Genomic DNA, 21,929 nt, shown 5'->3' on the forward strand with positions numbered 1-21,929 from the left:
CGGTTCCTTCCGGTCGGGCGGTGGCCACGCCGCGCGGTCACGCGGGATCCCGGTGCGAGCCGGCGTCGCGGCGAGGCCAAGCCGCGCGGGGCAGCCGTGCCGCCAGTTCCCCGTGCCGCCCGGCGGCGCGGAAGCTCGGCGGGGGCAGCTGGCCGACGTCGGCATCGGTGTGGACGGCGTCGAGGAACGCGGCCACCACCTCGGGGGCGGGCAGCACACGGGGACCGCCCAGGTAGGCCAGGACCGTGATGTCGAGGCCGGTGTCGTGTTCCAGCGCCACCGCCCAGCCGTGCACCTCCGACCAGGTCAGCGCGAGGTCGTACCCGGGAAACCGGTCCAGCCTGCGGTCGAGCGCGACGTAGGCCGCGGCGGGGACGTCGATCTCGAAGGCGCACGACTCCGGGTCGGCGCCGATCTCCCGGACCACCCGTCCCAGGTAAGCGCGGAACCGGGCCGCGAAGCAGAGGGCGGCTCCCTGCCGCAGGTCGACGCGCGCGGCCGTGGCGTCCAGGACGCGTCCGCCGCCCGGGGGGCGCCGCCCCCGGGCCTTCCACCGGGGCTCCGGGCATCCCGTCGCGGTGCTCAACCCTGGTACTCCTCGATCACGTGCGCGTCGAGTGGCCGGTCGGTGTGGATCTCGGCCGTGAAGCCGGCGTCGAGGACCACCGGCGTGTCCGGGTCCAGGCTCCACTCCGACGTCCCGGCCCGCTCGTCCAGCGTGAAACAGCCGAGGGCGTAGCCGGGCACGGCACCGGCGATGCCCACCACGGGAAGGGCGTAGTACAACGTCCAGGTGCCGGACGTCTCGTCGTAGGTCGGGATCTCGTCCCCGCGCAAGTGGTCCACCGCGGCTTTGTCCACGCCGTCCCAGACGCCGCACGCGGTGGACTCCCGGCTGCGCAGGACGAACAGGTCGTCGGAACCGGCGGTCGCCCGGACCCCGCCGCCGTGGCGGTCGTCGAAATCGGCGAGCAGCGCCTCGAAGATGGCGGCCACCGAAGGAAGGGTGAAGCCGGCCGGGACCGCGTCCGCTCCGTCGAAACCACCGGTGGTCAGCTCCGGCGGGTCGTCGGGGAACAGGACCGGGGGCTCGGCGTACTGCACCGTGGCCTCCCCCGTGTTCACGTTCATCCAGGCCCAGCCCCGGATGTAGGCGAGCTTCCCCTTTTCCGGCTCGAGGATGCTCGTGGACGCGACGGCGGCCAGCGGGTAGCCGAACCAGCGTCCCTTCCGGATCGGCTTCGCCTCCGGCGGGAGGTCGCCGACCTGGCCGGAGTCGGTGTCCCAGGCGTAGCAGGCCGCCGAGACAACGCTGTATTCGAGGCTGCCCCGGGGGATGCCTTCGAGGTGGTCCTCCTCGACCCGCTCGAGGAACGCCGTGCGCAGGTTCCGCAGCGACACGGTCTTGCCCGCGGAGATCGACCGGGGGGTGAGCTCCGCTTCGGACGTGACCCCGAGGACCAGGTCGACGTCGACACCGTCGCCCGACCGGGTCGCCGGCACCTGCACTTCGGCGACGTGGTCGTCGTCCGCCGGCTCGCGCCACACCGAGCGTTCCCAGTCGAGGATGTAGGTGAGCCGGCCGGTGCCGAGGGTCGTGTGCCGCCGCACCTTCGTCCGGATCAGGTCCAGGGTCTCGAGCCGCCGGAAGCCGCCGCTCTCGTCGATGAACAGCTCCACGCCGTTCTCGGCCTTCAGGGTGATCCCGTTCCGGGCGATCGCGAGCACCTCGGCGTTCGCCAGCCGGACGCCGTTCTTGCGGGCCTGGACCGCGTCGGCGACCATCCGCACGAGCTGTTCGGCCCGCTGCGCCTGCGCCGAGGACACCACCTGGCGGAGGCTCAGCTCCTGCGCCGCGGCGTAACTGCGCCAGTCCAGGATCGTGGTACCCACCCCGACGACGGCGGTGATCCCGCCCGTCGCGTGGGCGACACCCGACGCGATGTGCCCCGCCGCGCTGACCGCCCCGGAGTGCGCCACGTGGTTGAGCACCGACGCGCCCTTCTCCAGCACCGTGCCGCCGACTTTGCCCACCGTCAACGGCTTTTCCCCGATTCCGGCCGCGGCCACGGCGAGCTCTTCGTCGGTCCGGGCGCGGCCCGCCGTGAGCGCGTTGACGCGGGTCGTGGTGTCGCCGCGGTCAGATCGTTTCCGCGCCCAGCGGTTGACCTTGTCGAGCGCCAAGCCGGCACCGCCGGTGATCCCGGCGAGGACCCCGACGGCCGTGGCCACGGGCAGCGCGGCGCCGGTGGCGGCGAGGATCCCGGAGACGACGCCGAGCCCGGTGGCGGCGGTCTTGATCGTCAGGACGATCCCCCGGGTCTGCGGGTACAGCGTGTCGAAGTTCTTGTCGACGTAGGCATCGGTCCGGGTCGCGATCCACTTGTCGAGCTCGTCGAAGAGGTTCTTGAGCGCGACCACCGTGTTTTCGTACTGCAGCGCGTAGTTCCGCGCTTCGCGCAGGACGGCGTTCGCCGGCGCGCCGAAGGCCCCGCCCTCGTCGCCGGGATCCTCCTTCGCCGCGGCGGCCTTCAGCCGGGCGCGTGCGGTGAGCAGGACCGTGTAGGCCTGGTCCGTGAGCTCGAAGAGCTTGTCCTTCCCGGCGAACCCGCCGACCGGCTCGAAGGCGTGGACGGCCTGCCGCAGCGTCCCGATCGTGGTCGTCAGCTCCGGGTGGCTTTCGTCGACCCGGGCGGCCATCTCCCGCAGGGACCGCTCCTGCGCCGACGCCCGCTGGTGGACGCTCGCGCGGAACTTCTTCTCCTCGAACCCCGTGCGGTCCTTCGTGGCCGCCCGCAGCACGTCGGCGAGGTCACCCAGGAACTTCTCCTCGTACCACTCGCTCAGCCGGCGGCGCGGCTCCACGAGCTCGTGCGGCACGGCCGGCCGGCCGTGCTCGTAGCGGGGGTTCGCCCCCAGCCAGCCGAGGGCGTCCTCGTAGGCCTCCCAGCCGTGGTCGACGTCGGAGCCGAGCTCGGAGAACTTGACGGCGACCCAGCGCGCGAAGAGGTTGTAGACGATCGCCCCCGTCCCGTCCGTGGGATTCAGGCTCCCGAGGGTCCGGGGGACGTTGCGGCCGCGGCCCGAGCTGAGGGTGACCAGTTGCTCAGTGGTGACTTCGGCGGGGAGCCAGCCGAAAGCTCCGCCGACGCCCGACATCTCCGACATGGGTTCCCGCTTTCCGCTCGTTCGCCGGCGTGCGTGGTCCGGCGTCCACCAGTCTCCGGCGCCGCCGGAGGCGGGCGGTGCCCCAACGCGCAGGGCCGCGGGCAGCGCGGCCTTTCCTCACCCGGCCAGCAGTTTTCGCAGCCCCGGCGGGAACCCGTCCGGCGAGGCGCCGAGCCGGGCCAGTTCCGCCCGCACCTTGACGACCAGGTCGGGGCAGTCCGCGGCGACGGCGTCGACGAGCCAGGCGTTCCCGGGGTGCTTCGCCCAGTCGTACACCCGGTCCGCGGACCAGGTCCGGCACAGGCGGTCGCCGACCGCGTACCCCAGTTCCGCGCTGTGCTGCGTGCAGTACGTCCGGATCTCGTCGTCGAGATCGTGGATCCGGGCCCCCACGATCTGCCGGCCGCCGGGTTCCCGGAGCGTTTCGAGTGCACCGCGGACGAAGTACTCGGGGAAGTTGCCGGTCTCCCAGAGGTACCCGACGGCGTCCGCCGTGTCGGTGGCCCACATGAACAACGTGCCCGGCGACAGCGCACCCGACCGCGTGACGAGGTCGGTCAGCGCGTGCCGGTAGGACCACTCCGCGAACTCCGGCCGCTCCATCAGCAGGGCGTGGAACCGTTGCGCCTGCGCACTGGTGGTGGTGGCGGTGAGCTGCTGCCACGCCGCGTGGTCGGCGTTCTTGTAGTGGTCGACCCATTCCTGCAGCAGGGAACCGAGGTCGGTGCCGTCCGCGAAGTCGTCGTCGACGGTCTCCCACGGCAGCAGCCACTGCCCTTCGTCGGCCTCGCCGTCCGAGCCCTCGTCCTCGAACTCCTCGACGTCACCCGAGGCGTCGCAGGAAAGCAGGTGGAGGTCGGTCTCGCCGTTCAGCGACGCGAAGACGCCCTGGCAGGTGTGGTGGGGCGGCACGCACGTGCCGGGAGCCGAGCAGAGCGCCGTGCCGGGCAGGACGTGGCTCCCGGCCCAGCCGACGACGTGGACGCCGTCGGCGGCGGCCGGTGGTTCGTCCCGCATGGCGACCAGGCCGGCCAGCTCCGCGGAATCGAGCGACGTGAAGGCGGTGTTGCCGATCATCCGGTCCGGCTCGTCGGCCGACCACTCCTCGATCGTCCGCGCCGGGAAGAGCCGGAGCAGGCTGTCCGGGCCGCGCCCGAGGTCGTTGTAGAGCACCAGTTGCAGCTCGCCCGCCAGCAGCCGGTCGACGGTGGCCGAGTAGCGGTGGACGCGGGTGCCTTCTTCGATGAAGCACTCGCCGTCCGATTCGCCGTGCCCGAGGATGACGAACATGGCTCTCCTTGCCGGTCGTGGGCCGGGGACAGGGGTCAGCCTGCTCCCGCGGCGCCGCGGGGGCGCTGCCCACACGGCACCCCTGTCGGTGCACCGAAGCTGCCCGTCCGGGAACCCCGGGGTCCCTGCCCCTTCGGCTGCGCGTTCGGCGCGGTCCCGGCCGCCGGGGGGTGAATACCGTTCACCCATCGGCAAAACCGGCGGGAGGACGTGCATGACCAGCAGCGAGAACCCGGACGATCCCTGGTCGGACTGGGACACCGTGCAGGAGGCCCGGCCGGACGACGAGCCGGCCAGAGACGGCGCGGACGGCGCGGACGGTGGTGACCCCCACCAATGGCCGGTGTCGTTCCACGCCAACGGCCGGTGGACCGCGATCCCGGGCTTCCCGACGTTCGGCTCGCTGATGACCCTGCTCGCGAACGAGGTCGACCAGGTGTCGGCGACGGTCCTGTGGCAGGACGTGCTGGACCTCGCCCCGCAGCACGTCGCGACCGGCGCCGCGGTCGGGTCGCACGGCGACTGGGGCGGGGTCTCCTTCGTCCTGGACGAGCACTCCGTGCAGCTGGTCTGCGCCGTCCCCGAGAACGTCGTCGCCGACCGCAACCGGTCGGCGCTGGCCGCGGGCGACACGACTTCGGTCTCGTTCGCCGGCGTCGAGCTCCAGGGGGTGTCCGCGGACTTCCACCCGCTCCTGCTGCTCGCGCTCTTCGAGCTCGTCGAAGACGAGTGACGGCGGCTCGGCGAGGACCTCAGAGGCGGATCCGCCGGGCGGCCGACCACGGCTGCCAGCCGCCGGCGACCACGGCTCGCACGGTCACGTCGTACTGGCTGCCCACGCAGAGGTACTCCGCCCAGGCGACGTTCTGCCGGTCGAGGTGCGCGGCGGCGGCCGACGTGGTTTCCGTGGTGCCCACCTGGCAGCCGCCACCGGGCACCGGCCGCAGGGAGACCTGGTAGCCCGTCGCCGCCGGGAGCGCGTCCCACGTGAGGTCGACCCAGGTGTGCACGCTCCAGTCGCCGCCGTCCCACCGGGTGCCGGACCCCGTGGACCGGACGTCGCACGGGGCGGTGCGCGGATCGGTACCGTCCACCCGGGACAGCACCAGCCGGGTGAAGCTCGTGCCGCACACCGGATCGGTGTACCAGTCGGTGGTGACGATGTTCAGGTTCCGCCCGGGCGCCAGGCCGCTGAGCCAGGCGGCGGCGGGCGGGTGAGCGTCCCGCACGGTGAAGTCCGCCAGGGACGTGACCCCGCGGAAGGCGCCGCCGACGATCGCGCTCGCGGACGGCGTCAGGATCGCCCCCCAGTCGAAGAACCGGCTGTGGTCGTGGCCGAGCAGGTCCTTCCGGGCCGCGTCGAGCATGACGGCGGCGTCCGCGGTGTTCGGCCACGGCGCGTACACCGCGCTCGCGTCGAGGGCCCCCAGGTTCGCCAGCCGGCCGGACTGGTCGACGAGCACGACGTTGCGCCCGAGGTCCCACAACTGCCGCAGGGTCGCCCGCGGGCTCACCGAAGACGGCACGAGCCGGTCGCCCACCGTGGCCGTGACGGCATTTTCGAGTTCGCCGTAGGACGCGTCGGTGAACGCGGTGAAGCGGTTGAGCCCCAGGACGACGACTTCCCGCGGATGGCTGTGGGCGAACGCGCCCACCTCGTCGAGCACCTGCCGGACGGGCCGGCCCCGCAGGCCGTGCTCGAGGTAGACGTGTCCGTCGGGCTCGGTGCTCAGCCGCAGGTCCAGGTACCGGTTGCCGTCCTCGAGCTGGCGGCCGACGGACGTCGGCTGGGCCCGGGACCACGCCGCGGCGGCGGACTTGGGGAGGAAGGCGAGCGCGGCGTCGCCGAAGTCGGCGCGCCCGGCCGCCGACCACTCCGACGCCGCGCTCAGATCCGCCGTCGCCGAGTCGTGCGTGCCGGGCAGCGGCAGCTCGGCCAAGGGGGTGTTCTCGATGCCGGGCAGGGCGCCCATCCAGTCGGCGAGCGGGACCGACAGCGCGTTCGCGGGTGCGGTGCCCGACAGCACCACCGCCGCCTGCAGCACGGCTCCGACCACGGCACGAACGATCACAGCGCCCTCCTCGACCCGAACATGAATCTGATTCAGGAAGGGTAGGGGCCGACCGGCCCGGTGACTGCCGCCGATCGGCCCGACAATCGGCCACCGGCGCGGTCTCCGGCGACGTCGGACCGGCCGTTCCCCCGAGGGCAACACCGGGCTCGGGACGGCCCGCCGGTTGTTGCCCGTGACGCTGCCCGTCGCGGCGGCCGCCGCCGCGACGACGGCCGCCAGGCTGACAACCGTTCATCCGGACGACCTCGAGGTGCGCGGACATGGCGGAACGCAAGATCAAGCTCAACGGGCACCCGGTCCGGGCGGACTACCAGTCCACCGGCACGGGCACCGAAGAACAGTCCGAGCCGCTGCTGTACTGGCTCCGCGACACCCTCGGGGTGCGCGGGCCCAAGTTCGGCTGCGGCATCGCGCAGTGCGGCGCCTGCACGGTGCTGGTCGACGGCGCGATCACGAGATCGTGTGTGCGCCAGGTGCACGCCGTGGCCGACCAGGCCGAGGTCCGCACGCTCGACGGCCTGCAGGGGCGCGGGAACCGCCCGCACCCGCTGCAGCGGGCGTTCGTCGCGCTGCAGGCCGGGCAGTGCGGGTTCTGCCTCAACGGCATGGTCATGGGCGCCCTCGGCTGGCTCGAGGCCCGGCTGGCCGCCGGCAACCGGGCGGTGCCCTCGGAAGACGAGGTCGAGCAGTTCCTCTCCGGTGCCTCGGCCACCGGGCCGCAGAACTACCTGTGCCGGTGCGGGACCCATACCCGCATCGTCGCCGCCATCCGGTCCGCCGCCGAGGACCTGGTCCGATGACCACCGCACCCAGCCGCCGCCAGTTCCTGTCCGGGGTCGGCGTCATCGCCGTCGGCTTCGCACTCGGTGCCACCGCCCCGCCCGCGGCCGGCGCGTCTCCCCGGGGCGCGGTCCGCGTCTCGGACACCCCGGCGACGACCGCGTCCTGGCTCGTCCTCGACGGCGACGCCATCACCGTCTACAGCGGCAAGGTCGAGCTGGGCACCGGCGTGCGGACGTCGCTGGCCCAGGTCGTCGCCGAGGAACTGCGGCTCACGGTCGCCGACGTGCGGTGGGTGCAAGGCGACACCCGCCTCGGTGCCGAGCAGGCCGGCACCTTCGGCTCGAAGACCCTGCAGAACGGCGGCCCCGAACTGCGGCGCGCCGCCGCCACCGCGTTCGCCGAGCTCCGCCGCCGGGCGGCGGTCCACTTCCACGTCGGGATCGACGACGTCGAAGCGCGCGACGGCCGGTTCTTCCGGCGGTCCCGGCCCCAGCAGTCGATCACCTACGGCAAGCTCGCCGGGCTGGAGCAGTCCGTGCTCGCCAACGACGTCGCGGCGCCGCTGGTCCCGCCGGAGCAGTACCGCGTGGTCGGCACCAGCGTGCCGCGCGTCGACCTGCCGGGCAAGCTCGACGCGACCTTCGAGTACGTGGGCGACGTGCGGCTCAAGGGGATGCAGCACGGGCGGGTCGTGCGGCCGCCGGGCCGCAACGCCCACCTCGCCGCGGACGCCGTCATCACCGGCGTGCCGAGCGGGGCCCGGCTGGTGCGCAAGGGCGACTTCGTCGGCGTGGTCGCCGGCAGCGAGTGGGCCGCCGCCCGCGCGTCCACCGCGCTCACCGTGCCGTGGACGCCCGGGCCCGCCCTGTGGCCGCCGGAGACGCTGCCGCAGACCCTGCGGGACCCGGCCAACAGCTACGCGCAGAGCCTGGAGCGCAACGAGGTCACCGACCTCACCGTCTTCGACGGGGGCTACCGGCAGCAGTACTACACCCCGTTCTACCTCCACGGCCCGATGGGGGCGGCCTGCGCGGTCGCCGACGTCCGGGCGGCCCCGGACCGCGGCACGGGCATCCAGGCCACGATCTGGTGCAGCTCCCAGAACGTGTTCGAGCTCCGCCGCGTGCTGGCCGCTCTGCTCGGCCTGGCCGAGGCCGTGGTGCAGGTGCTCTACGTGGAGGCGTCGGGCTGCTACGGCCACGACGGCTCGGACGACGTCGCCGCCGACGCGGCCCTGCTCTCCCAGGCCACAGTCAAGCCGGTCAAGGTCCAGTGGACCCGGCAGGACGACTTCGGCTGGGAACCCGCGGCCCCGGCGCAGGCGCACGACCTGTGCGGCGTCGTCGCCGACGGCAAGATCACCGCCTGGCAGCACAAGCTCTACACGCCGTCCGCCAACAGCAGGCCGGTCCGCACGGCGGCCGGGTCCGTCCTCGCGGGCAAGCTGACGGGCAACGCGCCGGACCTGCTGCCGCCGTCCACCCAGGTGAACCAGGCGACCCGCAACTACCCGGTGAACTACCGCTTCCCCCAGCACACCCCGGCCAAGCTGGTCCGCAGCTTCGTCACCACCGCGGCGGACCCGCGGGCCCCCCAGCTGCCGGTCGTCTACACGCTGCCGCGCTCGAGCGCGCTGCGGTCGCTGGGCGGTTTCAGCAACAGCTTCGCCAACGAGTCGTTCTTCGACGAGCTGGCCGAGCGGGCCGGGCGCGATCCGCTCGACCTCCGGATCGAGGCCCTGGCCGCGAAACCCGGCGACACCGACGCGGTGGTGAGCGACGCCGCCCGCGCGCAGGCCGTCTGCCAGGCGCTGCGCGGTGACTGGCAGACCTGGCACGACCGGCACCGGAACCCGCTGGCCGAGCGCGTGGGCGCGGGGGTGGCGTTCCAGCGGTACGAGACGACGGGTGCCTTCGTCGCCACCATGGTCGAGGTCCAGGTGGACGCGGCCGGCACGGTCAAGGTCGACCGCGTCGTCGTGGCCCACGACTGCGGCCTGATCGTCAACCCCGACGGGCTGCGCAACCAGATCCAGGGCAACGTGATCCAGGGCGTCAGCCGCACGCTGTACGAAGAGGCCACCTACGCCGGGGACCGGATGACGTCGACGGTGTGGCAGGAAAACAGCACCCGCCCGGACAAGGCCTACCGCGTGATCCGGTTCACCGAGATCCCGCGGGAGATCAAGATCATCCTGATCGGTCACCCCGACAAGCCGGCGTTCGGCGCGGGCGAGCCGACCCTCGGGACGATGCCCGGGGCGATCGCCAACGCCGTCCGCGCGGCGACCGGCACCCGGGTGCGCACCCTGCCCCTGCGGCTGCCCGCGGCGAACGGCTGACGGCTGACACGGCGGTCCCGGCTCCGGCCGGGGCCGCCTTTCCGCGCGAGCACCCGAAAAAATCCTGCCGACCCCCTCGGCTGACAAGACCGAGGCAGGTCGGCAGGACCGTCCACACGGGCCGGAGCCGAGGTGGTTCCCCGTCAGCCTGCCGGGAGCAGGGTCTGCTGGATGACGCCGGCGAGGGAGTCGGCCGGCAGGGCCGCGCCGAAGTAGGTGTTCGGGGCCAGCAGGAGGTTCGCCACCACGACCACGCTCGCGCCGGTCGCCGGCTGGTAGCCGACGAACGTCTGGAAGCCGGGCACCGCGCCGTTGTGGCCGATCAGCCCGCCCACGGCCTTCTCCATGCCCAGGCCGTAGCTGCCGGCCGGGTCGAAGGCGGTGCGCGCCGTCTGGGTGGCCGGCTTGAGCAGCTGCCCGGTGCCGAGCGCCTTCGCCCAGATCGCCATGTCGCGCACGGTCGAGATCAGGCCGCCGCTGGCCGGCCCGGCGACCGGCAGGTCCGTGACGTCCTTGGGCGCGACGCCGGCCGGCACCGACAGCTGCGCCGCGGCCTTGTTCCCGCTGATCGCGGCGTTGTAGGCGTCGTTGTTCTCGAGGTTCGTGCCGTACATGTAGCCGCGCGGGTGGGGTTGCGGGATCGTCCCGTCGTCGTAGGCGGGCAGGACGCTGGACGTCATGCCCAGCCTGCTGAACACGAGGTCGCGGTAGAGCGAGTTCAGCGGTGCCCCGCCCACCTTCTCGGCGACCAGCCCGAGGACCTCGTAGTTCGTGTTGGAGTAGTGGAACCCCGCGCCCGGCGCGAAGTAGGGCGGGTGGGCGAACGCCGTCGCGAGCGCTTGGTCCACACTCCAGGCCCGGGCCGGGTCCACGTCCTGCAGCCGGTTGAAGTAGTCGTCTTCGGTGAAGTTGTACAGTCCCGCGGTCATCGCCAGCAGGGAGCGGAGCGTGATCCGGTCGCCGCCCGGGACCTGCGGCAGGTACTTCGCCACCGGGTCGTCGAGGCCCAGCTTGCCCTGGTCGGCCAGCTGCAGCACGACTTCGGCGGTCAGGCTCTTCGTGACGCTGCCGACGCGCACGTGGTCGTCGACGCTCATCGGGACGCGGCCGTCCGTGGTCGCCGAGCCCAGCGCCGCCAGCCAGGTCCCCCGGCCGGGAAGGTCTACGTAGACGATCGCGCCGGGCAACTGCAGCCGCGCCATCGCCTCCGTGAGCTTCGGCTGGACGTCGGCCGCGAAAGCCGGCACCGGCGGTACCGGCAGCACCGGCGAAACCGGCGAAGGGGCGGGCGGCGTCGCCGGTTCCGCCGTGCAGGCCGCCGTGAGCAGCAGCACGGCGACCGCGGCCGCCTTGGTTCGGATCCGCATCCGGCTTTCCTCTCGGTCACGACCGGCCGCGCCGTCCGCGGCCCGGGTCTGCACAGCCTGTCCCGGCGGCGCTCCCGGGACCGCGGCCGCGCAGGCATCCGGCCAGGCAGCGGCGCTGCCTGATCGGGAACCCACGCACGGCCGCGTTCCCGCTCCGGACCGGCTACTCGTCCGACGACTCGGCGTCACGTTCGACGACGGCGTGGATCAGGGCGCCGAAGTCCGCGTAGTACGGCGCGAGCTCGGCGGCCAGCCGCTCGCCCTCGGCGCGCAGGCCCTCGACCAGGTCCGCCAGCCGGGTGTGGATCAGAGCCGGTGCGCCGGCCCGGAACGCGGCCAGCCAGAGCTCCGGATCGGCTTCCGGGTCGCCGAACGCCGCGGCCGTCTCCGGGGCCAGCGACCGCGCGACCGCGCTCACGTCGTCGTGCGTGTCGTCCCGCAGGACCAGCAGCCTGCTCAGCTCCCCCGAGAGTTCCTCGAGGAGGGCGTAGCGGTCGGCGGGGACGTCGGCACTCGGGTGGCGGCCCGGGTCGAGCAGGCGGGGCCAGTCCGCGGACAGGACCGTCTTCTCGCCCGGATCGTCGAGGCACGCGGAGATGACGTCGTAGGCCAGCAGGTAGGCACCGACGGACGCGCTCGTCCCGTCGGCGTGGCAGTAGGCCCAGAAGGCATTGCGCCAGTCCTCCTGCCGCCAGGCCTCACCGAGTTCCGCAGGGGCCTCCTCGCCCGGGTGAAACGCCACGGCGGCCCGCACGTGGGCCAGCTGCTCCGGCTCGAGGCCGTGCATTCCCGCCCAGACCGGCGGCCGGTCGGGCACGGCGGTGACGAGCTGGGCCTGCGTCGGCGGGGTCAGCGACTCCAGCTCGACGGGCGAGATGTCCCGGGCCTTGGTGACGATCGCGGGGACCACGCGCCCGTCGGCCGCGGGGAACGCGGCACCGGGCCGCCGGCCGCGATCCGAGCGGACCTCCGGCTCGTGGCCCACGGCGACCGTCAGCGGTGTCCCGGACGTGAGGTGGTCGACCCGGCAGCACAGCAGGTGGATGACCGGGAACTCCGCCGGCACCGCGGCGAACAGGCCGCGGCACCCGGCGGCGTGGTTCGGCCACGCCACCCGGCAGTCCACCGGGCTGGTGCACAGCGGCAGGCCGTCCGCCGTCGGCGCCAGCCACCGCACGCCCGGCTCCGCCGATTCGCCGGTGCCGACGAAGAACGCCACCACGTCGGGGGTGCGCGGCCGGGCGGCGAGGTGCTGCGCCACGGTGTCGTCGACGTGGGGGGTGAGCACGTAGTTCCGGATGTCGTCGGTCCCGCGCCGCGGGTCGTGCGCGACCGTCCGGCGCGCGGTGGCACCGCCGCTCGCCAGCCCGAGCAGGCTCGCGGTCACGAGCAGGGCGGTGTCGAACTCGGCGTAGAACTTCACCGTCCGTCCCACCGGGACGAACGTGTCGGTGCCGAAGTGGCCGCCGTGACCCACCACGAAAGCTTCCACGTCTCTCCAAGTCACTCGGGGGTGAGCGCGGCCGTCACCGTCACTTGAGGCCCTTTTCCCGCTTCATCCGCTCGGCGGTGAGGCGGGCCTGGACCGGGTTGGCTTTCGCCTCGCCACGGGACTGCTTGGCGAGACGCTCCTGCAGCCGTTCGGCGCCCGGCACTTCGGGGCCGCTCGTGTCGTCGCTGAAGAACAGCGTGTTGCGCGCGGGTTTGCGGACCCCCGTGCCGGCCCCGTCCTTGCTGATCACGTCGTCGAGCCCGGCGTAGAGCCAGGCGACGGTCGTCTCGTCGTCCCAGTCGAGGCCGGCGAGGTCCGAGCGACCCAGGGTCTCCCGGAGCCAGTCCGGGGACAGCTTCGCGGAGATCTGACCCTCCACAGAGGACTGCCAGCTGATGCTCATGTCCCGCGCCGTACTGCCCGAAGTGGTGCTTTCCAGCTTCGCGTCGATCGCCAGCCAGCCCGATTCGCCGATCCGCGAGACGATCTTCCGCACCCTCGCCCAGTACTGCTCCTGTTCGGCCCTCGTGGCTCGCGCCCGGGCGGCGGACTCGGCGTCTTCCCGCTTCCTGCGCTGGTAGTCACCGCTGTCGATGTTCGCGATGGCCTTCTTCAGCTCCTCCTCACCCTTCTCGACCTGAGCCTGGTACCCGTCGGCGATCTTCTTGATGCGCACTTCGTCGAACCCGGCGCGCGACGTGGCCAGCTCTTTGTCGTTGCGGAGCTTCTCGGCTTTTTCGTCCCACTCCGCGATCAGCTTCTGCTTGCGCCTGTCCTTCTTGGCCTCGTCGTCCTTCTCGGGCTTCTCGGGCTTCTCGGGCTTCTCGGGCTTCTCGGGCACGACGACCTGCGCCACGCTCTCTTCGCCGGTCTCGCCCGTGCTGCTCGAGCCGACCGAGTCGAACTGGGTCAGCGGGATCGTCCCCGAGGCGACCAGTTGCGACACGTCGACGTCAGGTTGATGGCCTTGCATCACCCTCAGGTCCTGCAGGGCCTTACCGGCCTTGTGCATTTTGCGCGCTACGGACGCGTACATCTTTTCGAAGAGCCCCGGTGGGGATTGGTGGGTCATCCTTGCTCCAGACGTGCGTCAACCACTGATCGTTTCGCGGAGCACGCGCTCCAGCACCAGGTGCATGGTGGCCGCGATCTCCTCCGGCGTGTAGCCGTCCGTGTCCCCGGCGGCGGCGAGCTCGTCGAGCGCGGGCTGCACGACGGTGGCCGTGACTTCGGCGATCACGTCCTCCGCCCGGGGCATTCCCCACGGTTCCCAGGGCCCCGCGCCGTCCCAGCTCTGCTCCCACACCCCCGTGGCCGGCTCGTACCGGCGGAACCGGCCGGCATCACCGTCCCAGGCCGGAAACGCGTACAGCACAACCAGTTCGGCGACCTGCGACGGATCGCCCGCCAGCCCGGCCAAGGCGTCGAGTCCGCCGGCGAGCTCGGCGTCCGGCAGTTCCCCGAACCGGGCGACCCCGCTTTCGTCGAACGGCGCCTCCGTGGTTTCGCCCGCCTGGACCCGGGCGACGTGCTCCCGCACGGCTGCCGGGTCCCCGGCTTCGAGGTACGCCTGGAGCAGTACGGCGATCCAGCGCCGCAACGCATCCTCGGTCTCGTTCGGACCGGCGTGCAGCAGCGGGAGGTAATCGGGGTCCATGGTGCCCACCTCGGGTCCGGTTTCTTCGGGATACCGCCAGTCTGCCGGGCCGAGAACGCGTCACCCTGCACGGAAGGGCAGTGGGACAGGCACATCGGCAGCCGGTCCGGGATCAGCCGCGGCACCCGCCGCCACCATGCCTCATGAGGCGGGTACCGGCTGCCCCGAAAGGAACATCTCGTGCGGTTGCGCCGGCAGGCTTGCCTGCCGGGGTGCCGATCAGCTCATACTGGGTCTTGATCGCGCAGCGGACTCGCATCCCCCGACCGGGACGGTCGAAGTCGCCTCAGCTCGCGAAAAGCCCACCGTGAATCGGAGCCGCGACCGTGACCATTCCCCCCGATGTGGATGACGCCCGAGTTTCCGAGCTGTTCGATCCGGCCGCGTGGACCGAGGTCGAAGGTTTCGCCTTCACCGACATCACCTACCACCGCTCCGCTGAGAGCCGTGGCGGCAAACGTGTGGTGCGGGTCGCGTTCGACCGCCCGCAGGTCCGCAACGCCTTCCGCCCGCACACCGTCGACGAGCTCTACCGGGCCCTCGACCACGCCCGGCTCAGCTCCGACGTCGGCTGTGTCCTGCTCACCGGCAACGGCCCCTCACCCAAGGACGGCGGGTGGGCGTTCTGCTCCGGTGGTGACCAGCGTATTCGCGGACGCTCCGGCTATCAGTACGCCAGCGGCGAGACCTCCGACACGGTGGACCCCGCCCGGGCCGGGCGGCTGCACATCCTCGAGGTCCAGCGGCTGATCCGGTTCCTGCCGAAACCGGTCATCGCGGTCGTGCCGGGCTGGGCCGCGGGCGGCGGGCACTCCCTGCACGTCGTGTGCGATCTCACCCTCGCCTCGGCCGAGCACGCGAAGTTCAAGCAGACCGACGCCGACGTCGGCTCGTTCGACGGCGGTTACGGCTCGGCCTACCTGGCGAAGATGGTCGGTCAGAAATTCGCCCGGGAGATCTTCTTCCTCGGCCGGGAGTACTCCGCCGAGCAGATGCACCGGATGGGCGCGGTGAACGCCGTGGTCCCGCACGCCGACCTCGAGAAAGAAGCCTTGGACTGGGCGTGGACGATCGCCGGCAAGTCGCCGACGGCCCAGCGGATGCTGAAGTACGCGTTCAACCTCACCGACGACGGCATGGTCGGTCAGCAGCTGTTCGCCGGTGAGACCACCCGCCTGGCCTATATGCAGGACGAGGCCGTCGAAGGCCGTGACGCGTTCCTGCAGAAACGCGACCCCGATTTCAAGGACATCCCCTATTACTACTGACCTGCGCCCCCTCCACCTCGACGGCTCCCCCGAGGCCCTGGCAACGCTGCGCCAGGCCGTCGCGGACGCGCTGAGCGGCGGCCCCGCCGTGCTGCCCTTCACCGACCCCGCGTTGCGGGACGCGATGACACCCGCCGAGCCCGCCGAACCCGACACCGCCGTGATCATCGCCACGTCGGGGTCGACGGGCGCACCCAAGGGCGTGCTGTTGTCGGCGCGTGCGCTGATCGCGTCCGCTGAGGCCACCCACCGCCGCCTCGGCGGGCCGGGGCAGTGGCTGCTGGCCACCCCGGCGCACTACATCGGCGGGCTGCAGGTGCTGGTCCGGTCCCTGCTGGCCGCGACGACTCCGGCGTTCCTGACCGGCCACGGCTTCCGGCCGGACGCCTTCGCCACCGCGGCAGCGACGCTGAAGAGCGGCCCCCGCTACACCGCACTCGTCCCCACCCAGCTGGTCCGGCTGCTCGACGACGGCGGCGCCGGACTGGCCGCGGCGCGAACCTTCGACGCGATCGTCCTCGGCGCGGCAGCGACGTCGGCCGCGCTGCGCGAACGCGCCGCCGAGGCCGGAGTCCGGATCATGCCCGCCTACGGGATGAGCGAAACGGCCAGCGGCTGCGTCTACGACGGCGTCCCCCTCGACGGGGTCCGCGTCGACGTCGACGGGGACCGGATCCGGATCGCCGGCGACGTTCTCGCGCACGGTTACCGGCGTCGGCCGGACCTGACGGCGGAGGCGTTCCGAGACGGTTGGTTCACGACGTCCGACCGTGGGGTCCGGCACGCCGACGGCCGGGTCGAGGTGCTCGGCCGCGCCGACGACATGATCAACACCGGTGGGGTGAAGGTGTCCGCCAACGCGATCGAACGCTGCCTGACCACCCAGCCAGGGGTGCGTGAGGCGTGTGTCGTCGGGCTGCCGGATGCCGAGTGGGGTGAGGCGGTGGTGGCGTTGGTCGTCCCAGCCGGTGAACCGCGCGACGCGGACGAACTGCGTGCCGCGGTGCGGGCCGAACTGGGCGCGGCGTCGACCCCGAAACGGTTCGAATACGCGGCTGAGCTGCCCCTGCGCGGGCCGGGAAAGATCGACCGGGCTGCCGTGAAGGCCCGACTTCTGGCGGGTTTCGGCCGCTGAACCGACGACAGCGACGGCCCCGGACGGCCCGGTGACGCGCGGGTCACACCGGTGCCCCCGCCAGGCGCTCGAGCGCGGCCGCTACGGCGGCGCGAAGTCGCTCGTGCACGTCACGAAGGCCTTCGCGGCCGGCCCTGACCTCGATGACCCGGAGGCCGCTCGGCCGCGTGAGAGCCGCTTTGAAGGCGTCCGCGCTCTCGACCACCACGTGGCCGACCCGGTAGCCCGCGCAAAGACCGGCGAGGTCGGCACCGTGCGGCGTGCCGAAGATCCGCTCGAAACTCTCGGCGTGCCGGGGTGCACCTTGCTCCAGCAACGAAAAGATCCCGCCACCGTCGTCGTTCAGGACCACGATGGTGAGGTTCGGGGCCGGTTCTCCGTGACCGACCGACAACCCGTTCAGGTCGTGCAGGAACGTCACGTCGCCCACCAGCGCGTAGGCGGCTCCGTGCGCGATCGCCACACCCGCCGCCGTCGAGGTGTTGCCGTCGATGCCCGCCACTCCCCGGTTCGCGTACACGCGGACGTCGTTCCTGCGCGGTGCCGCGAAGTCGACGTCGCGGATGGCGTTGGACGCTCCCACGAACAAGGCCGCCTCGGGCGGCAGGGCTTCGACCAGGTCGCGCGCGACGTGCAAGCCGGTCGGCCACCGCTCCCCCGCCAGGAAGTCGTCGATCGCCCCGCCCGCGTAGCGGGCCGCTCGGAGCCAGGCTTCCTTCCATTCGAGGTCCACCGCGCCTTCGGGCAGCCAGGTCGTCGCCACGGAGGCGCCGAACTCGGTGTCGGCCCACGCACCGGGATCGCCGACCACGTGGACGAAGGGAACCTCGGTGAGCAGCCGCCGCACACTCCGGGCCAGCGTGGGCCGGCCGACGACGACCACCGCGTCCGGGCGCAGCGCCGGGGGCACCGGACCGGCCAGCAGCAGCGAGCCGCCGCGCAGCCCGCCCGGGGCGATCGGCTCGGCCACGACCGGCCACCCGAGCGACGCGGCCGCCGCCAGCCGCTCCGGCCGGTCGTCGCCGAGCACGACCAGTGTCCGGCCGGGCAGTCCGGCCGGGCGCCGCAGCACCGGGGTCGAAGTGGCCGTGCGTGTCCACACGGGACGCGAAGAGGCCGGCCAAGAGTCGTCCTCGGGGACCAGCGGCTCCTCGAAGGGCACGTTCACGTGCACCGGCTGCGCTTCGCGGGCGACCGCGGCCGCACGGCACATCAGCGATCGCCAGGTCGCGTCTTCGCGCCCGGGACGCGTGGGGGGTACTTCGAACGTCGCGATCCCGAGGATGCCCTGCTGCTTGACGGTCTGGCTGGCGCCGGCGTGGAGCAGTTCGACCGGCCGGTCCGCGGTCACGACGATCACCGGCACCCGGCCGTGGACGGCTTCGAGCACCGCGGGGTGCAGGTTCGCCACGGCGGTGCCGGACGTGCACGCGACGAGCACGGGCGCGCCGGTGGCCTTGGCGAGGCCGACGGCGAGGAAGCCGGCGCTGCGTTCGTCGATCCGGACGTGCAGTTTCAGCCGGCCCGCCCGCTCGGCCTGGTGCAGCGCGAAAGCCAGCGGCGCGCTCCTGGAGCCCGGGCACAGCACGGCGTGGGTCACCCCGTTGGCGATCAGCTCGTCGACGACGATCCGCGCCTTCGCGGCCGCCGACGGCCGTGGGGCGGAGTTCACGTCACCACCCCCTCGATGGCATCTCGCAGGGGCCGCATCTTGGCGCTCGCCTCACGTGCCTCCCCCACCGGATCGGACGTCTCGACGATCCCGCACCCGGCGAAGAGCCGGGCCGTGCTGCCGTCGAACTGCGCGCACCGCAAGGCGATACCGCACTCGCCGTCACCGCGGGCGTCCAGCCAGCCCACCGGACCGCTGTACCTGCCGCGGTCCATACCCTCCAGCCGATCGATCAGCTGCCTCGCTTCCTCGCGCGGCACACCTCCGACGGCCGCGGTGGGGTGAACCGCCTCGACGACGCGCAGGAGCCACGTCGGTTCCGCGAGCTCGGCGCGCACGTCGGTGGCCAGGTGCTGGACGTTCGGCAACCGCAGGACGTGCGGGCCTTCGGTGGACAACGCGGTGCAGAGCGGTCGCAACGACTCGACCAGCGACTCGGCGGCGAAAGCGTGCTCACGGCGGTCTTTCGGCGACAACAGGAGCCCCGCCGCGACCGCGTCTCCGGTCGTGTCACCACTGGGCCAAGCCGTGCCGGCCAGCACGCGCGATTCGACGAGGAGCCCGGTCTTCCGGATCAGCAGCTCGGGGGTGGCCCCGACGAGGCCGTCGACGGCATAGGTCCAGCACCGGGGGTAGTGCTCGGCCAGGTGCCGGAGCACGAACCTCTCGTCGAGCGCGTCCTCGGCCATCGCCAGCACATCATGCGCCAGTACCACTTTGTCCAGCCGCCCGGCGCGGATGTGGCCCACGGCGTCGCGAACGGCTGATCGGTAGGCGTCCGCGGGGAAGTCCCCGTCGGCGTAGCGCACGGCGCGCGGCCGGCGCACCGGCACCACCCGGTTGCCGTGCGGCGGCTGCCCGATCGTGGTGATCCAGGCCCGCTCGCCGCGCCGGGCGACCACGACTTCGGGGACGATCACCAGTGACTTCGCGGGCTGGTCGGCGAAAGCCATGCTGACGAACGCCACCGGTCCGCTGCCCGGCACCCCGACCGCGTCGTCGATGTCGAGTCCGGCGACGAAGTTCCGCCACCACGAGTCGGCCTCTTCGAACCGTGCCGGACCGCGCACCTCCAGCCGTGCGGCTTCCCCCCACCCCACGAAACCGGTGTCCCCACGGACCCAAGCCAGCGTGCGCTCGGGACCGGGCAACAGTTCGAGCAGCTCGCACGGGTCTGTCTCCGTCGAGCGGACGAGCAACCGGCTCGTCGGTTGTGCCTGCTGCGAAATGGTCACAGGTGAAAGCTACGAGGCGGCCGGCCGTACTCCGTGCCCGTAAGGGAACCGGGACTCCCGCGCGAGCTGCACGGGAAGCTGCCCCGGATCCGCCTTGCCGGACACGGCTCATGCCGCACGGTCGTCCTGGCAGGGTTCGAGTTCGACAGGCCAGGAGGCTCCATGCACCAGATCGCGGACGCCGCGCCCGACCCGCAGCCGCTGCTCCGGATCATCCGGGGCTTCTGGGCGGCCAAGACGCTGGCGGTGGCGGTCGATCTGGACCTCTTCACGCACATCGCCGGCGGTACCGGAGCCACCGTGGAAACGCTGGAAGAGTCGTTGGGGCTTCAGCGACGACCGGCCGACGCACTGCTGACCGCCTGTGCCAGCCTGGGATTGCTCGAGAAGCGGGACGATCGCTACCACAACAGCGACGTGGCCCGGCAATTCCTCGCGCGTGACAGCGAAAACTACCTCGGCTCCGTGGTGCAGGCCGTCGACCAACGCAACTTTCCGGCCTGGATGGGCGTCCTGGACGCGCTGCGCGGAAACCGGCCCGTCAGCTGGGACCTCGGTGGCAGTGGACCGCTGTTCGACGGGGAAGACGCGCAGTTCGTCGAGAGTGTCCGGATCGGGTTGCGGTCACTCGCCGCCGCGACCGCACGCAAGCTCGCTCTCGTCGTCGACCTGTCCACCACCCGCCGGCTGCTCGACATCAGCGGCCGCGGTGAGGGTTACGGCGCCGAACTCTGCCGGTGGCACGAGCGGCTGCGGGTGACCGTGTACCACTCACCCCTGCTGAGCTCGCTCTCCCCGGCCGCCGAGGAAACGGTGCACGGCGACCGGCTGTCCACGGTGACCGGCGACCTGACCGCCGACCTGGCTCTTCCCCCGGGCCACGACACGATCCTCCTGGCTTCGGTACTGCGCGACCTGAGCGAGACCGACTGCCGGCTGACCCTGGCGAAGTGCTACACCGCGTTGCCGCCGGGCGGCCGCCTCGTCATCGTCGATCTCTTCGTGACCGACGACCGGACCGGCCCACCGGAGGCCGCCTTGGAAGGGATGAACACGCTGGTGGAAACCATGGGACGAAACCACACCGCCACGGAGTTCGGCTCCTGGCTCGGCGAAGCCGGCTTCACCGGCGTCGACACCGCCAGCTTCGACGCCCCCGCGGCGAACCGTGTCCTGATCGCGGAAAGGCCGGGCGCATGACCGGCGTGATCACACACGGAACAGCTCAGTGGCAGCCGGACTCGTGGCGGTCGGCTCCCACCGGGATGCAGCCCGTCTGGCCGGACGAACACGAGCTGCCGGCGATCATCGACGAGCTCCACGCCGCGCCCGATCTCGTGACAGCCGGCGAAATCGACGCTTTGGCGCGCGGCATCGCTCAGGCCGCGGCCGGCGACGCGCTCGTCATCCACGCCGGCGAGTGCGCTGAACGGTTCAGTGCCGTCAGCGCGGCCGACGTGGCGGCCCGGGTCGCCCAGTTGCGGGAACTCGGGGACGAGCTCACCGGGAAGCGGAGCCCGGCGGTCGTCATCGGACGCATCGCCGGGCAGTACGCGAAGCCGAGGTCCACCACGACCCGGCTGCTGGTCCGCGGGTTCAGCGTCACGGAGATCGCCAGCTACCGCGGGGACATCGTCAACGACGTCGCGCCCGACCGGCTCTCGCGCACACCCGACCCGAGGCGGCTGCTCCGCGCCTACCACCACGCGGCGGCGACCATGTCGTTGCTGCGCGCGGACGCCGTGGGCCGAGCCGGCTCGCGCACGAGTGTCTTCACGTCGCACGAGGCGCTGCTCCTGCAGTACGAAGAGGCGCTGACCCGGGAACGCGGGGGTAGCTGGCTGAACACGGGGACCCACCTGCCGTGGGTCGGTTACCGCACCGCGGATCCGGCCGGCGGCCACGTGCGATACCTCTCGGGCATCGGCAACCCCGTCGCGGTCAAGGTGTCCGCCGGCACGAGTCCGTCGACGCTCGCCGAGGTCTGCGCCCGGCTCGATCCGGATCGCCGGCCGGGAAGGCTCCTGCTGATCGGGCGATTCGGCGCGGACCGGGTGGCCGAGGTACTGCCCGCACTGGCCGACGTCGTGCGCAACGCCGGGCACGTCCCGGCTTGGGTGTGCGATCCGATGCACGGCAACACTTTCACCGGACCGCAAGGCCGCAAGACCCGGCGCGTCGCGGACCTCCTTCGCGAGATCACGGGCTTCGTCGGCGCGTTGACCAAGATGGGCGTCCCGGCGGCGGGCCTGCACCTCGAAGTCACCACCGAACCGGTGACCGAGTGCGTCGGCGGTCCCGGCGGCCCGGACGCGGCAGGACTCGCCCGCCGTTACACGACAACCTGCGACCCACGCCTCAACCCCCGGCAAGCGAAGTTCGTAGTAGCCGAAACGCGGCGGCTCCTGCTGCGCTGAAACGTCCTCGACCGGCAAACCGACCGCGA

General features: G+C 72.4%; 17 protein-coding genes. 7 read left to right on the forward strand and 10 right to left on the reverse strand.

Annotated features, from left to right (window positions below; all coding sequences use genetic code 11):
• Positions 1 to 37: 37 nt before the first annotated feature.
• The 3 genes from OHS18_RS06105 to OHS18_RS06115 form a co-directional block, all read right to left on the reverse strand.
• Positions 38 to 586: a DUF6292 family protein gene (locus OHS18_RS06105; RefSeq protein ID WP_328616261.1), complete on the reverse strand. Its 549-nt coding sequence runs from the start codon at positions 584 to 586 to the stop codon at positions 38 to 40.
• Positions 583 to 3,168, reverse strand: coding sequence for a hypothetical protein (locus tag OHS18_RS06110; RefSeq protein WP_328616262.1), 2,586 nt, complete (start codon positions 3,166 to 3,168; stop codon positions 583 to 585). Before OHS18_RS06110 ends, OHS18_RS06105 begins: the two co-directional genes overlap by 4 nt.
• Before the next feature lie 117 nt (positions 3,169 to 3,285).
• Complete coding sequence (locus tag OHS18_RS06115; protein WP_328616263.1) at positions 3,286 to 4,458, reverse strand: hypothetical protein; 1,173 nt, start codon at positions 4,456 to 4,458, stop codon at positions 3,286 to 3,288.
• Between the two features lie 214 nt (positions 4,459 to 4,672).
• Between OHS18_RS06115 and OHS18_RS06120 the strand changes: the two genes are divergently transcribed.
• Positions 4,673 to 5,191: a hypothetical protein gene (locus OHS18_RS06120; protein WP_328616264.1), complete on the forward strand. Its 519-nt coding sequence runs from the start codon at positions 4,673 to 4,675 to the stop codon at positions 5,189 to 5,191.
• Between the two features lie 19 nt (positions 5,192 to 5,210).
• Here the strand turns inward: OHS18_RS06120 and OHS18_RS06125 are convergent, their stop codons facing one another.
• On the reverse strand, positions 5,211 to 6,530 hold the full coding sequence (locus OHS18_RS06125; RefSeq protein ID WP_328616265.1) for a hypothetical protein: 1,320 nt from the start codon (positions 6,528 to 6,530) through the stop codon (positions 5,211 to 5,213).
• 263 nt (positions 6,531 to 6,793) lie between these two features.
• On the opposite strand from OHS18_RS06125, the gene OHS18_RS06130 reads away from it, so the two are divergent.
• Both OHS18_RS06130 and OHS18_RS06135 read left to right on the forward strand, forming a co-directional pair.
• Positions 6,794 to 7,333: a (2Fe-2S)-binding protein gene (locus OHS18_RS06130; RefSeq protein ID WP_328616266.1), complete on the forward strand. Its 540-nt coding sequence runs from the start codon at positions 6,794 to 6,796 to the stop codon at positions 7,331 to 7,333.
• Positions 7,330 to 9,657, forward strand: coding sequence for a xanthine dehydrogenase family protein molybdopterin-binding subunit (locus OHS18_RS06135; protein WP_328616267.1), 2,328 nt, complete (start codon positions 7,330 to 7,332; stop codon positions 9,655 to 9,657). The genes OHS18_RS06130 and OHS18_RS06135 overlap by 4 nt, the downstream gene beginning before the upstream one ends.
• Before the next feature lie 143 nt (positions 9,658 to 9,800).
• Here the strand turns inward: OHS18_RS06135 and OHS18_RS06140 are convergent, their stop codons facing one another.
• From OHS18_RS06140 to OHS18_RS06155, 4 genes are all read right to left on the reverse strand, one after another.
• Positions 9,801 to 11,024, reverse strand: a complete 1,224-nt coding sequence (locus OHS18_RS06140) for a serine hydrolase domain-containing protein (RefSeq protein ID WP_328616268.1) — start codon at positions 11,022 to 11,024, stop codon at positions 9,801 to 9,803.
• Between the two features lie 163 nt (positions 11,025 to 11,187).
• Positions 11,188 to 12,516, reverse strand: a complete 1,329-nt coding sequence (locus OHS18_RS06145) for a putative adhesin (RefSeq protein WP_328616269.1) — start codon at positions 12,514 to 12,516, stop codon at positions 11,188 to 11,190.
• A gap of 40 nt (positions 12,517 to 12,556) precedes the next feature.
• Positions 12,557 to 13,462, reverse strand: a complete 906-nt coding sequence (locus OHS18_RS06150; protein ID WP_328616270.1) for a hypothetical protein — start codon at positions 13,460 to 13,462, stop codon at positions 12,557 to 12,559.
• A gap of 144 nt (positions 13,463 to 13,606) precedes the next feature.
• A complete protein-coding gene (locus OHS18_RS06155; protein ID WP_328616271.1) occupies positions 13,607 to 14,173 on the reverse strand; it encodes a hypothetical protein in 567 nt (188 codons plus the stop codon).
• Between the two features lie 344 nt (positions 14,174 to 14,517).
• Between OHS18_RS06155 and OHS18_RS06160 the strand changes: the two genes are divergently transcribed.
• Positions 14,518 to 15,441, forward strand: a complete 924-nt coding sequence (locus tag OHS18_RS06160; protein WP_328613543.1) for a 1,4-dihydroxy-2-naphthoyl-CoA synthase — start codon at positions 14,518 to 14,520, stop codon at positions 15,439 to 15,441.
• Between the two features lies 1 nt (position 15,442).
• A complete protein-coding gene (gene menE, locus OHS18_RS06165) occupies positions 15,443 to 16,576 on the forward strand; it encodes an o-succinylbenzoate--CoA ligase (protein ID WP_328618733.1) in 1,134 nt (377 codons plus the stop codon).
• 43 nt (positions 16,577 to 16,619) lie between these two features.
• On the opposite strand, the gene menD is transcribed toward menE, so the two are convergent.
• Both menD and OHS18_RS06175 read right to left on the reverse strand, forming a co-directional pair.
• A complete protein-coding gene (menD, locus tag OHS18_RS06170) occupies positions 16,620 to 18,248 on the reverse strand; it encodes a 2-succinyl-5-enolpyruvyl-6-hydroxy-3-cyclohexene-1-carboxylic-acid synthase (protein ID WP_328616272.1) in 1,629 nt (542 codons plus the stop codon).
• Complete coding sequence (locus OHS18_RS06175) at positions 18,245 to 19,483, reverse strand: isochorismate synthase (protein ID WP_328616273.1); 1,239 nt, start codon at positions 19,481 to 19,483, stop codon at positions 18,245 to 18,247. Before OHS18_RS06175 ends, menD begins: the two co-directional genes overlap by 4 nt.
• A 162-nt stretch (positions 19,484 to 19,645) precedes the next feature.
• Here OHS18_RS06175 and OHS18_RS06180 point away from each other — a divergent pair, with 162 nt between their 5' ends.
• Positions 19,646 to 20,683 carry a methyltransferase gene (locus tag OHS18_RS06180; protein ID WP_328616274.1) on the forward strand — a complete coding sequence of 346 codons (1,038 nt, stop codon included), beginning with the start codon at positions 19,646 to 19,648 and terminating at the stop codon, positions 20,681 to 20,683.
• The gene (locus OHS18_RS06185; RefSeq protein ID WP_328616275.1) at positions 20,680 to 21,900 is read left to right on the forward strand and encodes a 3-deoxy-7-phosphoheptulonate synthase; all 1,221 of its coding nucleotides are present in this window, start codon (positions 20,680 to 20,682) and stop codon (positions 21,898 to 21,900) included. Before OHS18_RS06180 ends, OHS18_RS06185 begins: the two co-directional genes overlap by 4 nt.
• The last annotated feature ends 29 nt before the right edge of the window (positions 21,901 to 21,929 follow it).

Origin of the sequence: Amycolatopsis sp. NBC_00355, assembly GCF_036104975.1 — a bacterium.
Classification (GTDB): domain Bacteria; phylum Actinomycetota; class Actinomycetes; order Mycobacteriales; family Pseudonocardiaceae; genus Amycolatopsis.